This is a genomic window from Pseudomonas sp. B21-035 (assembly GCF_024748945.1).
Taxonomy (GTDB): Bacteria; Pseudomonadota; Gammaproteobacteria; order Pseudomonadales; family Pseudomonadaceae; genus Aquipseudomonas.
Window position 1 is genome coordinate 3,280,944 of the sequence record NZ_CP087179.1, and the last position, 14,213, is coordinate 3,295,156.

The window sequence follows — 14,213 nt, forward strand, 5'->3', positions numbered from 1 at the left end:
ATGCCCATGCCCGCCCCTGCCCTCAACGTCCTGGTCATCGGTTACGTGTGGCCCGAACCGCGCTCTTCGGCCGCCGGCTCGCACATGATGCAGATCCTTGAAAGCTTCGTGCAGCGCGGTTGGCGCGTCACCTTCAGCAGCCCCGCAGCCATTGGCGAGCACAAGGCCGACCTGGCGAGCCTGGGCATCGGCGAACAGGCCATTGCCCTCAACGACAGCAGCTTCGACGCGTTTGTCAGCGAACTGGCCCCGGACGTGGTGCTGTTCGACCGCTTCATGATGGAAGAGCAGTTCGGCTGGCGCGTCGAAAAACATTGCCCCAACGCCCTGCGCGTGCTGGAAACCTCCGACCTGCAAAGCCTGCGCGATGCCCGCCAGCAACTGCTGCGCCGGCGCCTGATCGAAGGCCTGGACCCGAATGACTTTCGCGCGCTGTTCAACACCTCCGGCCCCGACCTCTATCGGCAGATGGCCAGCGCCGACCTGACCCTGCGCGAACTCGCCGCCATTTACCGCAGCGACCTGAGCCTGATGATTTCCGATGTCGAGATCGACCTGCTGATCAACGGCTTCGGCGTGCCCGAGCACTTGCTGCACTGGTGCCCGCTGATGCTCGACGCCCCCAGCGAGCCGTTCAAGCCATTTGCCGAGCGCGCGCATTTTCTCAGCATCGGCAACTTTCGCCATGCGCCTAACTGGGACGCGGTGCTGTGGATGAAGAACAGCCTGTGGCCGATGATCCGCCGGCGCCTGCCCCAGGCGCAGCTGCACATCTACGGCGCCTACACCCCGCCCAAGGCCACGGCGCTGCACAAACCCGCCGAGGGTTTTCACATCATGAACTGGGCTGAAGACGCCCTGGAGGTGATGAGCAACGCGCGCATTTGCCTGGCGCCGCTGCGCTTTGGCGCCGGGATCAAGGGCAAGCTCACCGACGCCATGCAGTGCGGTACCCCCAGCGTCACCACTCCCATCGGCGCCGAAGCCATGCACGGCGCCCTGCCCTGGCCCGGGGCAATCGCCGAAACCGCCGAAGGCCTGGCCGAAGCCGCCGCCGCCCTGTACAGCGATGAAGCACGCTGGAACCGCGCCCAGCAGGACGCGCTGCGCTTGCTCGGCGCACGCTACGACCGGCGCCAGCACGCCAGCGCCCTGGTCGAGCGTATCGAGTACGCCCTGGCCGACCTCGACCAGCACCGGCTGTTCAACTTCACCGGCGCCATGCTCCGTCACCACCAGCACAAAAGTACCCAGTACATGTCGCAGTGGATCGAGGCCAAGAACCGCCTGGCTACAGCGGCCGACGCAGCAGATAAGTGTCCATGATCCAGCCCTTGCGCGCCCGTGCCTGTTCACGGGCGGCGAGGATCTGCGCCTTGACCTCCAGTAGCGGCCCGGCGATCAGGACCTGATCGGCGCTACCCAGGTAAGCGCCCCAGTAGATATGCAACTGCGGATCGTCCAGCGCGGCAAAGGCGCACTGGCCGTCGAGCATCACCACCAGGTTGTCGATGCACGGCTGTTCAGCCAGGCGCCGGCCAGGCAGCACGGTCAGCGGCTCGCCGATACGGTTCAAGGGAATACGGTGAGCGGCGGCCAGGGCCTGGACGCTGCTGATGCCGGGGATCACCTCAAGCGACAGGGCCACGCCACGGGCCTGGACCAGGTCGAGAATACGCAGGGTGCTGTCGTACAGGGTCGGCTCGCCCCAGAGCAGGAAAGCGCCGCATTCGCCGTCAGCCAGTTCGTTTTCGATCAGGTTGGCGTACAACGCCGCACGCTGCTGGTGCCAGTCCTCGACGGCGCCAACGTAATCGCTGGCAGCGCCATCGCGCAGGGGGTCTTCGACCTGAACCAGGCGATAGCCGGGCTTATCGATGTAACGCTCGAGAATGTTCTTGCGCAGTTGCAGCAATTCGTCCTTGACCGCACCCTTGTCGAGCACGAAGAACACCTGGGCCCGGTTCAGCCCGTCGATGGCTTGCAGGGTGATCTGGCGCGGATTGCCCGGCCCGATACCAATCAACAGCAGTTGTTTCATTGCGCGTCGCTTCCATGATTCGGCCAGCCTTCATAGTCGGCTGGCCGAAGCACAATGGCAACGTACTGCGCTTTAGAAAATCGAGAAGTTGTAGCTGACGATCACCCGGGTTTCGTCCATGTCGCGGGCATACTTCTCATAGTTGCTGCGGTAGGTGGAGTTACGCAGGCGCACGCTGACATCCTTGAAGGTACCGCTCTGGACCTGGTACTTGAGTTCGCTGTCGCGCTCCCACTCCTTGCCCTCGGCCAGGCTGCCCGGGACCTTGATATGGTCGCCGTTGATGTAGCGGGTAAAGAAGCTCAGGCCCGGCACACCCATGGCCTTGAAGTCGTAGTCGTAGCGCAGCTGCCAGGAACGCTCCTGGGCCGCCGCGAAGTCGTTGACCTGGGCGTAGTTGACCAGGTACGGGTTGCTGCCATCCAGGTACGGCATGGCGTTCTCGCCATACATGCGCTGCCAGCCGGCGCTGACCTTGTGACCACCAAGGCTGTAGCCGAGCATACCGCTGAAGGCGCGGTGATCGATGTCACCGGCGCGGGCACGGCCAATGTCATCGCTTTTTATCAGGCGCAGGTCGGCCGACAGGCTGCCGACGCTCAGCGGCTGGCTGGCCACCAGGCCGAAAAAGTGCTGGCGGTAGATGTTTTCAAGTTTGCCTACCTGGTATTGCGCACTGAGGCGGTCATTGAACTTGTAGTCGATCCCGGCCATGTCGAAATGATCGGCCGTGGTACCACAGGCGTAGCGCTTGTTCTTGCAGTGAACGCGAATGTCCTCGCGGTCGGTCGAGTCCCGCGCGGTGTACTTGTCCAGGCGCGCCACGGTGAACTTCAGGTCCTTGAATTCTTCGGAACTCAGCATCGCGCCCTGGAACATCGTCGGCAACAGGCGGCCGTCGTTGTACTTGAGCAGCGGCATGTCCGGCATCATCGAACCGACCTTGAGCACAGTCTGCGAATAACGCATCTTGCCGGCTACACCCATCTTCGCGTACTGGTCTACCGAACCACGCGGATCATGTCCGCTGGAGGGCAACAGACCACTGTTGCTATCGGCCGGACTGGAGTCGAGTTTGAAGCCGAGCATGCCGATGGCATCTACACCAAATCCTACAGTGCCTTCGGTATAACCAGACTGCACATTGAGAATAAAGCCCTGGGCCCACTCTTCGCGTTTCGACGCGCCCTGGTCGGAACTGGTATGACCATCGCGAAAGTCACGATTGAAGTAGACGTTGCGTGCTTCGACTTTGGCGCTGCTGTCTTGAAGAAAACCAGCGGCCTGTGTCGAGACAGCAGCAAACATCGCGAGCAGGCCGACAAGGCTGCGCCCGGGCGCGAGAGGGTATGGGGCAAACATGAGAAGCGAAATCCGAAAGAAAGGCAAAAAACAACCGGCGCCGATCCCGGCGCCGACAATGCTCCCAGCGTCGATGGCAGTCGACGGTGACCGATCATGATCTCGCAACCGCTCTATTCCGGGCCATTGGACCATGGTCTAAGGCCGCTGGCGGAATATTGACTAGTTCTTTGGTCAAGGTCCGGTGGCAATTAAGAAAGTTCCATAACACACAATATAAAAGTTTAATGTTTACCCACTGCGCGACGACTACTACACTCTTTATTAGTGCGATGTTGTGCCCAACCCGGTGGCGGCTGCGTTATACAGAATGTTGCTATCTACACGCATGCCGGGCCACTGCAGACTTAAAGGAGTGATGACAGTGTCCAGACTTGCAGAGTTCCGCGCCGCCGAAAAGGCCCTTCAGGAACAAATGGCGCAATTGGAGGCGCTGAAAAAGGACGCCGGCCTGAAGCGTGAAATCGAGTTCGAGAAGAAACTTGTCGACCTGATGAAACACTACGACAAGGGCCTGCGCGATATTGTCGCGATCCTCGACCCGAAGGCTACCCACAAAGCCCCGCCCAGTGCACCGAAACAACGCCGTGCGCGGGTGGTAAAGGTTTATGAAAACCCGCACACCGGCGAGTTGATCGAAACCAAGGGTGGCAACCACCGCGGCCTCAAGGCCTGGAAGGAGCAGTACGGGGCCAAGACTGTCGACAGCTGGTTGCGCAGGTGAAAAAACCCTTCACACTTTTTTCACATCGACTGGCTCAGGATGAAGACTGCTAACGGACTAGCGCCCCATACGCCCGCTTCGGCGGGCTTCTAATTCTTGCGCCCTGCCCCACAAAGGCGGGGCGCAAATCGTTTGCGCAATCGCTTCAGTTCCGTATCATGACGCCCTGACTGTTTTGCTGGCAGCGCTGTTGCCAGCCTCAAATGCGGAGAGCCCATGAGCCTGAACCATCTCGACACCCTCCCTGGTGTCACCGCGCAACCGGATGCCGCGACCCACAAATTCGTTTTCAACCACACCATGCTGCGGGTCAAGGACGTTGCCAAGTCCCTGGACTTCTACACCCGCGTGCTGGGCTTCAGCCTGGTCGAGAAGCGCGACTTCCCCGAGGCCGAGTTCAGCCTGTACTTCCTCGCCCTGGTCGACAAGGCGCAGATCCCGGCCGATGCTGCCCAGCGCACCGAGTGGATGAAATCGATCCCGGGCATTCTCGAGCTGACCCACAACCACGGCACCGAAAACGACGCCGGGTTTGCCTACCACAACGGCAACACCGACCCGCGTGGCTTCGGTCATATCTGCATCTCGGTGCCGGACATCCGTGCTGCCTGCGAGCGTTTCGAGCAACTGGGCGTCACCTTCCAGAAGCGCCTGAGCGACGGCCGCATGAAGCACCTGGCATTTATCAAGGACCCGGATGACTACTGGGTCGAGATCATCCAGCCGACCGAGTTCTGATCCTTCTCGCCGGTTCCCACGGTGTGCGCCAGAGCTGTGGGAGCCGGGCTTGCCGGCGATCGAGCGCGCAGCGCTCGCAGCCAACTATTACACCTGCAAATCACGTATTACGGTCTAGCTTCCGAGGATCACGCCCCATCAACGAAGTGCTGCCAGCGTTTCGCTGAAGCTGACGTTCGTCGGCCCGGATCCAACCGCGCCGCTGCTGTGGTATACCCGAAAAAGCACCCTGACTGAGGCGCTTTCGATACCACAGCAGCGAGGTAAGGACGATGAAAACCCTTCAATGCGAGCATCGCAACCACACCATCACCGCCAGCGTCGAAACCCACCCCGGCATCCCCACGCCCTATAACGCCGGCTGCCTGATCACCGATCCCGAAGGCCACACCAGCCGGCGCTTGTCATTGCCAGTGAAGATGGCCTACCTGGCCGACCTGGAAAACGCCCAGCATGCGGCGCTGGCCCACGGCAAGTGGCTGGTCGATCAGCAACTGGACAGGCGCCAGCAGCTGTTCTGAGGCACCTTCACGGTTCGGCCGCCTGGGCCACGAAGGCGGCCCACGCCTCCTCGGTCAAACGCAACGCCAGGTTCGCTTCGGCTTGCTCGCGGGCACTGGCCAATGCCCGCATGCGCTGAAGATAATCGTCATCGCGCAGCTCGCCCTGGCTGTCCATGATCGCCTCCAGCTGGTTGCGATAAGGCAGGTCGAGGGTGTCGAACTGCGCCTTGTGTTGCTCCTTGAGGTAGTCGAGCCAGAAGTCCCGGCTACCGATGAAGCGCTGCAACGCCTGCGTCTGTTCAAGGCCCTCGATGCGCTGGCGGGCGCTGGCGATCTCGCCCTCATCCAGCGGCGCCAGGGCCGGGAACAACATGCTCTGTGGCTTGCTCGGCAAGTCCAGCGCCTCGCCCAGGGCAATGCGGTAGGCCAGGTTCAGCTCGACGACATCGACAACTGCCGCCGCGTTTGTTGGCGCCTGCGCCTGCTCGGCAACCAGCAGGTCCAGTTGCTCCTGGCGAAACAGCCGCCGACCCAGGCTCAATAGCCGCTGTGCCAGAGGCTGATCGGTCGCCAGGTGCGAGGCGATGTACACCAACGCGCGGATTTCCAGGGTGGCAAAATTGAGGGTGACGCTGTCACCGCAGGTGATTGGTGAGGCCGCAAGCTCGAACAGCGACTCGCGCAGTTCGGGCGCTTTGCTGGCGGCATCGAGCAAAGCCCATACTCGGCCCCCCAGGTCAGCAGGCGTGCGCTGAAACTCGGCAGTCGCGCTGAGGTCGGCCAGCAGCTGGAACAAACCTGTCGCCTGCGGCTCGTCGGCCAATGCCTGCCAGGTAGTCAGCGCCTGGGCGCTGTCGCCGGCCGGCGCCGCTTGCAGCCACAGGCGCCGCGCCTTGCTCACTGGCGACTGATGACTACGGCGGCTGGCCAGGCGAATACCGGTGCGCTGCTGGTACTGCTCAAGCTGTTCAAAGGTTGCCTGCGACAGCGGGTTGTCATGCAGCGCCAGCCCGCGGTTGATCCAGCCCGGGGCGTCAAGCACCGCTTGCGGCAGGCTGTCGATCTGGTTGTTGCGCAGGTCCAGGCGGTAGCCGTGATAGCGGTTCAACAGCCCGTGCGGCCAGGCTTGCAGCCCGGTGTTGCGCAGTTGCACCTCCTCCAGGCGCGACAAACGTTCAAGGTCCAGCAAGGGCCCCACAGGATTGTCATTGAGGTTGAGGATGCGCAGTTGCGACAGCCCGGCCAGTTGCCGGGCCGCCTGCTGGTCGAGTTCGATGTGATTACCCGGCGCCAACAAGCGCGTCAGCGCCGGCATAGCACTCAGGGCGTCGGGCAAACGGGTCAGGGCGTTGTTGCCCAGATTCAGCTCGCGCAAGCGCTTGAAGGGCAGCAGGAAAGCCGCCGAGGCGTCGCCCAGGCCCATGTTGTGCAACTGTAGATCGACCACATGGTCAAAATTGACCTCGGCCGGCCAGCCAGGCAAGTCGCCGGTGTACAGCCCTTCAAGGCTCAGGCTGTAACCGATGACGCTGTGGTTGGACCAACGTTTGGGCGACAGCTTGCGCCAGGCACGGCGGATCAGCAGCGCCGCCTGCTGACGGCTGCGGCGCAGGGCCTGGCCCGCTTCATCGGCGGCTACTGACTGGCTCCAGGCCCGCAAGGTGCCGTCGAGCAACTGGTATTCACGCTGATAGGCTGTGATGCGCGCCGCGACGTCGACACCATTGCGCTGCAGTGCGTCGACAAAGGCATCGGCGTCGGTATCCGAGAGCCCCGGGTACAGCTGGCGGATATCCCGCACCTGGGCCGCGCGGCGCCCACCGAACAGGCCGCGACCACTCAAGGGATAGCCGATACGCCCATCGGCCAAGCGCTGTGGCGGGTTGAACCAGGGGCGTTGCCTGGGCGTCGGTTGCAGCCACTGCCCAACCTTGCCGCGGTGCAGGTGCAACAGCTCGCCAAGGCGGCTGCGCAGCGGCGTGTCCAGCGCCGCCTGTTCCGAGGCAGACAGCGCGTTGCTCAAGGCACTGAACAGATCAAGGTAAAACTCGCCCGCGTGCTCCCCAGCCTGGCGATACAGCTGGTATCCCGACTCCAGCCTGACGATCTGTACGCGACGGCTGCCGGTCGCTGCCGCGGCCGGGACGAGTCTGGGCCCTGACAGGCTGCCTTCGAACACCTCGATAGCCAACGCCTGCGGCCAGCCGGGCAGTTGCCCAAGCAGGGCCAGGATCAACCTGTCGCTGTCGCGGCTGCGCACCGATTGCAGGTACAGCCCTTCGACGGCGCGGCTGATCCGTACATCGTGCAACGGCGCCCGTATGCGGTTGGCCATCGCCAGAGGCACCCGCCATTGCTCCACCAGGCGTCCTAGCTCAACGTCACTGGCCGCCTCGAGCAGATCACCGACGAGGCTGCTGGGCAGCTCGGGAAAATCCACCTGGACCACGGACTCGGCAATGCCCGCCAGGCGCGTACGCAGGCCATAGCAATGGCTGAACAGCGCCTGGCGCAGCATGCTTGCGTGCCGGGCCAGCACCCCGGGCGCAGGGCTGCCGGTAGTGTCAGCGGGCAGGCGTGACACCAGGTAGTCACGCATCTGCGCCTCTGTGGTGTTCAGCGGTGCCCCAGCCGCAAGCTGTTCGATAAAACGCTCGATGTCCTGATCCAGACGCCAGCGCAACAGGCAGTCGCGCAGCAGGCCCGGAGACGCCAGGTTGTCCAGGTGCAAGCGGCGTAACTGCCCGCCATCAAGGCCGCTTATGGTCAGAATCTGTTCTTGCGCAGGCTCCGCCAACGTTGCCAGCTCAGGTAGCAGGCGCTTGAGCATGAACCGCGTGTCTTGCCACTGCAGCGGGTTCTCCCCGCCATGGCGCCACCCTCCCCGAGCGTTACCCTGCAGGAGCGGCGAATAGCGTTCGCCCCCCTCGGGATGGACGATGCGCCATTGCCCCAGCGCGCTGTCGTGCTGCACTGCGTAAACCCGGTCGTCCAGGGTGAGATAAGGGCCCGGGTCGCCGCCAATGAACCCTTGGACATCAGCCGTACCCGGTTCGATCCGGGCCTGGTAACCCGCCAGGTCGGGCTTCCACAAACGCGCCTGGCCTTGCCGGTTACTGACCGGTACCAGCGCCTCGATGAAGGCTGCGTGGCGCAGGGCTTTACTCACCAGGTGCACGCCGGCGCCGGCGACCGCAAGCAACGCCAGGTTCTCGACCACGTCGGTCAGGTGTTCGAGCGCCTTGTCGCTGTCGCCCTGAAGCCAGTCCTCAAAGCCTTCGAACAACTGCGAGGCCAATTGCGCAGCAGCCACGCCGAGCACTGCCGCACCCAGTACCGGCACAAACAAACCGGCAACATTGAGAAACAACAGGCCGGCGTTCTCGTAGGCATGCAGGCGTTCCACCCGCTGTTTTTCATCTTCGTCATCGGTAGGCACGGCCAGGGTGCGCGCATCGTTGCGGATCTTCGCCAACTGTTGGCTGGCAAGGGTACTGAACAACGGCCCGGCGAAGGCCGACAAGCCCATGCTTATTGCCAGCGGCGCGCCCGGCGCAGCGCGCTGGCGTTGTTCACCCAGGCTCGCGGCAAATGCCAGTTGCTCGGCCTGGGGCACGAAGCGCGTGAACCAGCGCGCGTAGCCGGGCGATTTCAAGCGCCCCCCCAGCTCACCCAGCATATCCTCCCGGGCACTGAACTGAACCAACGGACGTTGGGGGTCACCGGGGATGTACAATAGCCAGTTCAGTTGGCCAAGGCGCACCACGCCCGGCGATGTATCGAAGGCCGACTCCGGCAGTAGCTCGAAGACCACCATGCCTTTGAGCCTCACCCCACCCAAACGCACCTGCAGGGGGCGGATGACCGGGTCATCGCCCGGCTGCAGAAAATCTGCATGAATATGCTGCAGGAGTGCCGTGAAGCCGTACTCATCGAGCGCGCCACTGAGTACCGCGAGCAACGCGGCGACTTCCAGGTCGTGGTAGTGGCTGCGCCGCAGCATTTGCGTGAACTCGTCCGTCAGCACCTGATCCAGATGCAGCTGGTAGCGGCCACCCAGGTCGAGTGTGCGGCACAAGCCGGCGAAGGATTCGGGGGTCAATTGCGCCGAAGTTGCCAGCGGTCGCGCGAACTGCAGCCGGGCCTTGCCCGCAAGCCCGCCACTGGCCGCCTCGGCCGCGCTGAAGTTCTGTAGCGCCGCTTGTAACAGGCTGTGGCTGGAGACCACGGCGGTTGAACCCTGGCGCGGCAGCGACAGCAAGGTCGAGGTCCGGCTCAGGTGCCGGGTGTGGACCAGCTGGTTGTGCTCGACGTCAAGGTCCGCGCCGGTTTGCCTGCGCAATTGTTGCCGCAGCAAGGTGCGGGCGAAACCGTCGAGTGGTTGAATGTTCGACAGTACGCCAGCGACCCGGGTACGTTGCTGCTGGCTCAACTGCATTGCGCGGCTCAGGGCCAGCAGGCGCCCGGCCGGCGCCTGCAGCAACCATTGAGGCAGGTAGTCGTGGACCTGGCTGTCGTTCACTGGCACCAGCGCCTGCGGGCCTGGCATGTTCATAGCCCCTCCTCGCTCATGACGCCGGCGCTGGCCGCGGGGTGGAGCCCAAGGGCAAGGGTGGTCAACTGCAGGACCAGTTCGCCACGCGCCGCTTCCCGGGCGGCACCGATGCCATTGCTGCGCTGCAGGTACTGCTGGTCGGTAAGCTCGGCCTGCATCGCCTGCAGCGATTCCAGTTGCTGGAAGAACGCCTGGTCGAGCGCATCGAACGCCGCCTGCTGATGCGCCTCGATAAACCTGACCCAGAATCCCCGGGCCGCCACCGATGCCGCCAGGCGTGGCGTGCGCTCGGCCATGCGGACCTGGTCGCGCATGGTGTTCAAGGCATGCCGATCGACGCCGGCGACAAAGCGGTAGGCCATGTTCCGCGGCTGCCCGACCAGCTCCAGCTCGTCGGCAAGCCCGGTGCGAAAAGCCAGCAGGACTTCGATTTCGTCCGGGGCCATGCCCATCGCGCGGCGCAGCTGGATTTCCTCGGCGCTCAGGCGGTCCACTTCATCCAGGCGAAACAGCGAACGGGCCAGGTTCAGCAACGGTTGCTGGCGACTGGCTCCGCTAAGGCCACGGGTCGCGGTGAGTTCATGGGCGCGCACCTCCAGGGCGCTGAAGTTCAGGGCGACGCTGTCCGAGCAGCTTCGCGGCGCGCGGGCCAGGGCGAACAGTGCTCTGCGCAAGCGGGTATCGTCATAACAGCCCTCAAGCACCTCCCAGACACGGCGCGTGAGGTCCTGGCGCCGACGCCTGAAGTCAGCCGTCTCACGCAGGTCACCGAGCAGGCGAAACAGGTCAGCCGAGCCTTCCTCGCCCTGCAGTACCCGCCATTGCTCGGCGCGCTGCACGCGTACCTCATCTTGCGACCCAGACAGCCACTCCTCCTGCAGGTTGTCGAAGCGCGCGTGACTGAAGCCGGCGACCGCCGGCAGCAACCCGGCGCGTTCGAACGCCAGCAAGCGTTCACGGCTCTCGGCGTTGAGCGGGTTGTCGTGGAAGTTGATGCGTTCGAGGATGCGCCGCGGGGCGTTGAACAAGCCCTCCTGCAACACCACGATGGGGTTTTCGCGCAGGTCGGCGCTCTCCAGCGCCGGGCGGCTGAGCAAGCCGGCCGGGACCGTGGTGATGGCGGTACTGCGCAGGCGCAACAAGCGCAAGCGCGACAGCGCGGTCACATCCGGCGGGGACGCCAGCGGATTGTGATCCAGGTCGAGCACCTCCAGGCGGCCCAGCGATGCCAGCAGTTGATTGTCGGCCGGGGTCCAGGCAATCCGGTTGTGACTGAGGTTCAGCCAGGTCAGATGATTCAACCCGTCAATGCCTTCAGGCACTCGGGCGAGATCACCGTGCACCACATCAAGCCAGCGCAATGCGCTAAAGCGCTGGAGAAAGCCTGGCGGCAAATCGGTGATCTGCAAGTCATTGAGGGTAATCTCCGCCACATGAGCGAAGCTGATGCTCTCGGGAAGCTGCGGCAATGCACCTATCGGCTCGTGCTCGAGCAGCAGGCGATAGTCGGCGCCGCGATTGCGCACCCGCGCCGTCTGCCGGCGCCAGCAGCGACGCAAGCGCGCGGCGACCCGTTCACGGGCAGCGCCGCGGATCGGGTCGGCCGCTTGCCAGCTGTAGAGGGTTTCGTTGAGGGTCGCCAGCTCCTGATGCAGCGCCTGCAAGCCGCTCCACAACTCGCGGCCAGACACCCGCAACTCGGTGAGGAATTCGCCAATCTCGGCGTCGCTGAACGTGGGGTACAACTCACGCACGGCGCGATTGACTGCCTGCCGCCCGCCCACCCCACGCCCGCTCAAGGGGTAACCAATGCGCCCGTCGGCCAGGCGCTGCGGCGGGTGAAACCACTGCCCCGGCTCGCTCAGGCCGATAATGCCAGCCACCTCCTCGCGTTGCGCACCGCTCAGGGCCGCCAGCGTAGCGCTGCTGACCCGGCCCGGGCTCTGCAGGTGGACAGCTTCCAGGGCGCGATTGATGCGCACTTCGCGCATCAACAGGCGAGCCTCTTCCAGCATCGCCAAGGGCACTTTCGAGGTGTCCAGCAGGCTCTGCAGGTGATCGGCCCGGGCGTGGCTGCAGATCTCTTCAGCGACCACCAGCGGCAGCCCGGGAAAGTTGCGCTGGAGGATCTGCGCCCCGGCGCTCGGCTCCTGGCGCGAATGGGCATAGAGGAAGTCGAAGGCCTCGGCACGGCGCTGTTCAAGGTGCCTGGACAAGCGCGCGAGCAGTTGCTGGCGCTCGCTCAGGCCCTCGCCCGGGCTTGTCAGCAACGCCAGCTTGTCGGTCTCCTCCAGCGCCAGCAGAACCTGGTCCAGCCAGTCGCCACTGGCCGAAGGCACAGGGCTCAATTCGATGGTGCGCGGCAACGTCTGCGTTGCCTGGCCGAAGCGCTCCTCGCCCAGGGTCACCAGCACCTGTTCAGGCCAGCCTTCCAGGGCGGTCAACGCCCGCAGCAGCACAGGCGCCGGCTGGCCGACGTTACCCACGCTCAGGCTACTGAGCGTTGAAGCAAGCTGATGATCGAGCCGAACTCGCTCAAGGGCATCGACCAACGTCGCCGGTGGCGCTTCACCGTGCACCTGCCACTGCCTGATCTGTGCTTGCTGGGTGCCGGTGATTGCCAGCACGCGCTGCAGTTGCGCGTCCGAGGCCTGCTGCCATTGCCCGCCGAAGCGCTTGAGCATTGCCTCACTGCCCTGCCAGTGCTGCGGGCTGTCCCAGGCCGGGCGCCAGCCCGTGGCGCCGACCGTCTCCAGGCGATGGGCGAAGGCATTGTCCCGGTACGTCTGCAGGTCGGGGTTCCACAGGCGCTGACGCTGGTCAGCCAGTTCGACCGGCACCAGGCCATCGACAAAACCCGACCGCTGCAGCGCCTTGGCCAGCACCTTGCCGCCCGCCAGCAGCAAGGCGTTGGCCGCGAGGTTTTCCGCCACCCCGAGCATGTGGTTCATGGCGCCTTCACGGTCGCCCTGCTGCCAGTCTTCATAGCCGTGATAAACCTCGCCCAGCAGCTGCGCGACGGCTACCCCGAGCATCACTTCCCCGAGCCCGGGGACAAAAAAGCCTGCCAGGTTGGCCAGGGTCAGGCCAATCTCCTGGTACTCCTGCAGGCGCTGGCTGCGCTCTGTGCGGTCTTCATCATCGGTGGGCACTGCCAATACCCGGGCGTCATCCTCGATCTTGGCGATGCGCGCAGCAGACAGCGTGGCCAGCAGTGGCCCGGCAAAGGCAAAGTGACGACCATCAAGCTCGATCGCCGAGCCCGTTGAGCCTTGCGTGAGCAGCCGCCTCAGGGTCGTCAAGAAGGCACCGCGATCACGCTCACTGACAAAGCGGTGAAAGAAGCGTGCATAGCCGGCCTGAGCAAAGCGTGCAGCGAGCGCCGAATAGGCCGCGTCCCACGAGGTGTATTGCTTGAGCGGCTTGAGCGGGTCATCGGGTATGTACAACACCACGCTCAACACATCGGAGTAACCGTTGGGTTCGAACAACTGCTCGCGCAACTCGAAAGCCACCACGCCGACCAGGCGCTTACCCAGCAGGTTGAGGTGATGGGCAAAGCTGCTCAGGGTGGCATTGGGCACCAGCGGCCTGAGCGCCAGGGTGCGCAACAGGCATTGGTGGCTGGCGTCATCGAGATCGCCCTTGATCCAGGCCTGATTGAGCGCCACGGCCAGACCACTGCGCCAGCTCTGTTCGAGGGTCTTGTTGACCTGCCGGGCGCCCTCGGCGGCCGGGTTGAACACCGATTTAATGTGGGCCTGGTACTTGCCGCCCACATCCAGCTCCCGGCACAGGCGGGCGAAAGCCGCCACCGACAGCGGCTGGACCGTGCCGTGCTCGTCGATGATCGCGGTCTGTTGATCATGACTGCCTTCGACGGCTTCTTCAGCGGAAAAGTTGTGCAGCGCGGCATGCAACAGGCTCTGGTAGCGGGTCTGCACGCGAAAAACCGGCGGCAGTGACGCTTGCGGCAGGCCGTCGATAATGCGCCGCACCAGGCGCAAGCGCCAGGTGCGCACATTTACCCGCTGGGCAAAGCGCGCACTCAGCGCTGCGCTCAACAGTGGCGCGGCAAAATCTTCAGGAGACTGCAGCGAGTCCAGCAATGCCTGCATCGGCACCTGGGCGCGCTGACTATCGCCCATGCTCTGCTGCAAGGCTTGCACCGCGGCCAACGGCGCATCCCGTAACCAGCCTGGCAGGCGCTGGGCGATAAAGCTGTCGATCGAGGCATCGTCGTGGTCGTTCATGCTGACTTCCTGGTGTTGGAAAAGTCAGCAGCAGACC

The 14,213-nt window shown here is 64.0% G+C and carries 8 protein-coding genes; 4 read left to right on the top strand and 4 right to left on the bottom strand.

The window, feature by feature from the left end:
- The first annotated feature begins 6 nt into the window (after nt 1–6).
- On the top strand, nt 7–1,326 hold the full coding sequence (locus LOY22_RS14960) for a glycosyltransferase (protein ID WP_082075442.1): 1,320 nt from the start codon (nt 7–9) through the stop codon (nt 1,324–1,326).
- Here the strand turns inward: LOY22_RS14960 and cobF are convergent.
- Nucleotides 1,292–2,041, bottom strand: a complete 750-nt coding sequence (gene cobF / locus LOY22_RS14965) for a precorrin-6A synthase (deacetylating) (protein ID WP_258593734.1) — start codon at nt 2,039–2,041, stop codon at nt 1,292–1,294. The genes LOY22_RS14960 and cobF overlap by 35 nt on opposite strands.
- Before the next feature lie 72 nt (nt 2,042–2,113).
- The gene (locus LOY22_RS14970; RefSeq protein ID WP_093381901.1) at nt 2,114–3,403 is read right to left on the bottom strand and encodes an OprD family porin; all 1,290 of its coding nucleotides are present in this window, start codon (nt 3,401–3,403) and stop codon (nt 2,114–2,116) included.
- Between the two features lie 364 nt (nt 3,404–3,767).
- Between LOY22_RS14970 and LOY22_RS14975 the strand changes: the two genes are divergently transcribed.
- The 3 genes from LOY22_RS14975 to LOY22_RS14985 all read left to right on the top strand — a co-directional run bounded on the left by LOY22_RS14975 (nt 3,768) and on the right by LOY22_RS14985 (nt 5,386).
- Nucleotides 3,768–4,127 (top strand): histone-like nucleoid-structuring protein, MvaT/MvaU family, encoded by a 360-nt coding sequence (locus tag LOY22_RS14975; protein ID WP_093381900.1) that lies wholly within the window; start codon nt 3,768–3,770, stop codon nt 4,125–4,127.
- Between the two features lie 216 nt (nt 4,128–4,343).
- Nucleotides 4,344–4,865, top strand: coding sequence for a lactoylglutathione lyase (gloA, locus tag LOY22_RS14980; protein WP_093381899.1), 522 nt, complete (start codon nt 4,344–4,346; stop codon nt 4,863–4,865).
- Nucleotides 4,866–5,137: 272 nt separating this feature from the next.
- On the top strand, nt 5,138–5,386 hold the full coding sequence (locus LOY22_RS14985) for a hypothetical protein (protein WP_195884332.1): 249 nt from the start codon (nt 5,138–5,140) through the stop codon (nt 5,384–5,386).
- A gap of 7 nt (nt 5,387–5,393) precedes the next feature.
- Here LOY22_RS14985 and LOY22_RS14990 read toward each other — a convergent pair whose 3' ends face one another.
- Both LOY22_RS14990 and LOY22_RS14995 read right to left on the bottom strand, forming a co-directional pair.
- Entirely contained in the window at nt 5,394–9,923 is a 4,530-nt protein-coding gene (locus LOY22_RS14990; RefSeq protein WP_258593738.1) for an NEL-type E3 ubiquitin ligase domain-containing protein, read from the bottom strand.
- On the bottom strand, nt 9,920–14,176 hold the full coding sequence (locus LOY22_RS14995) for an NEL-type E3 ubiquitin ligase domain-containing protein (protein ID WP_258593740.1): 4,257 nt from the start codon (nt 14,174–14,176) through the stop codon (nt 9,920–9,922). Before LOY22_RS14995 ends, LOY22_RS14990 begins: the two co-directional genes overlap by 4 nt.
- Nucleotides 14,177–14,213: the final 37 nt, after the last annotated feature.

Excerpts from the sequence above, each read along its gene's own strand:
- cobF (WP_258593734.1), bottom strand. The coding sequence starts at position 2,041 with ATGAAACAACTGCTGTTGATTGGTATCGGGCCGGGCAATCCGCGCCAG.
- LOY22_RS14985 (WP_195884332.1), top strand. The coding sequence starts at position 5,138 with ATGAAAACCCTTCAATGCGAGCATCGCAACCACACCATCACCGCCAGC.
- LOY22_RS14960 (WP_082075442.1), top strand. The coding sequence starts at position 7 with ATGCCCGCCCCTGCCCTCAACGTCCTGGTCATCGGTTACGTGTGGCCC.
- gloA (WP_093381899.1), top strand. The coding sequence starts at position 4,344 with ATGAGCCTGAACCATCTCGACACCCTCCCTGGTGTCACCGCGCAACCG.
- LOY22_RS14990 (WP_258593738.1), bottom strand. The coding sequence starts at position 9,923 with ATGAACATGCCAGGCCCGCAGGCGCTGGTGCCAGTGAACGACAGCCAG.
- LOY22_RS14995 (WP_258593740.1), bottom strand. The coding sequence starts at position 14,176 with ATGAACGACCACGACGATGCCTCGATCGACAGCTTTATCGCCCAGCGC.
- LOY22_RS14970 (WP_093381901.1), bottom strand. The coding sequence starts at position 3,403 with ATGTTTGCCCCATACCCTCTCGCGCCCGGGCGCAGCCTTGTCGGCCTG.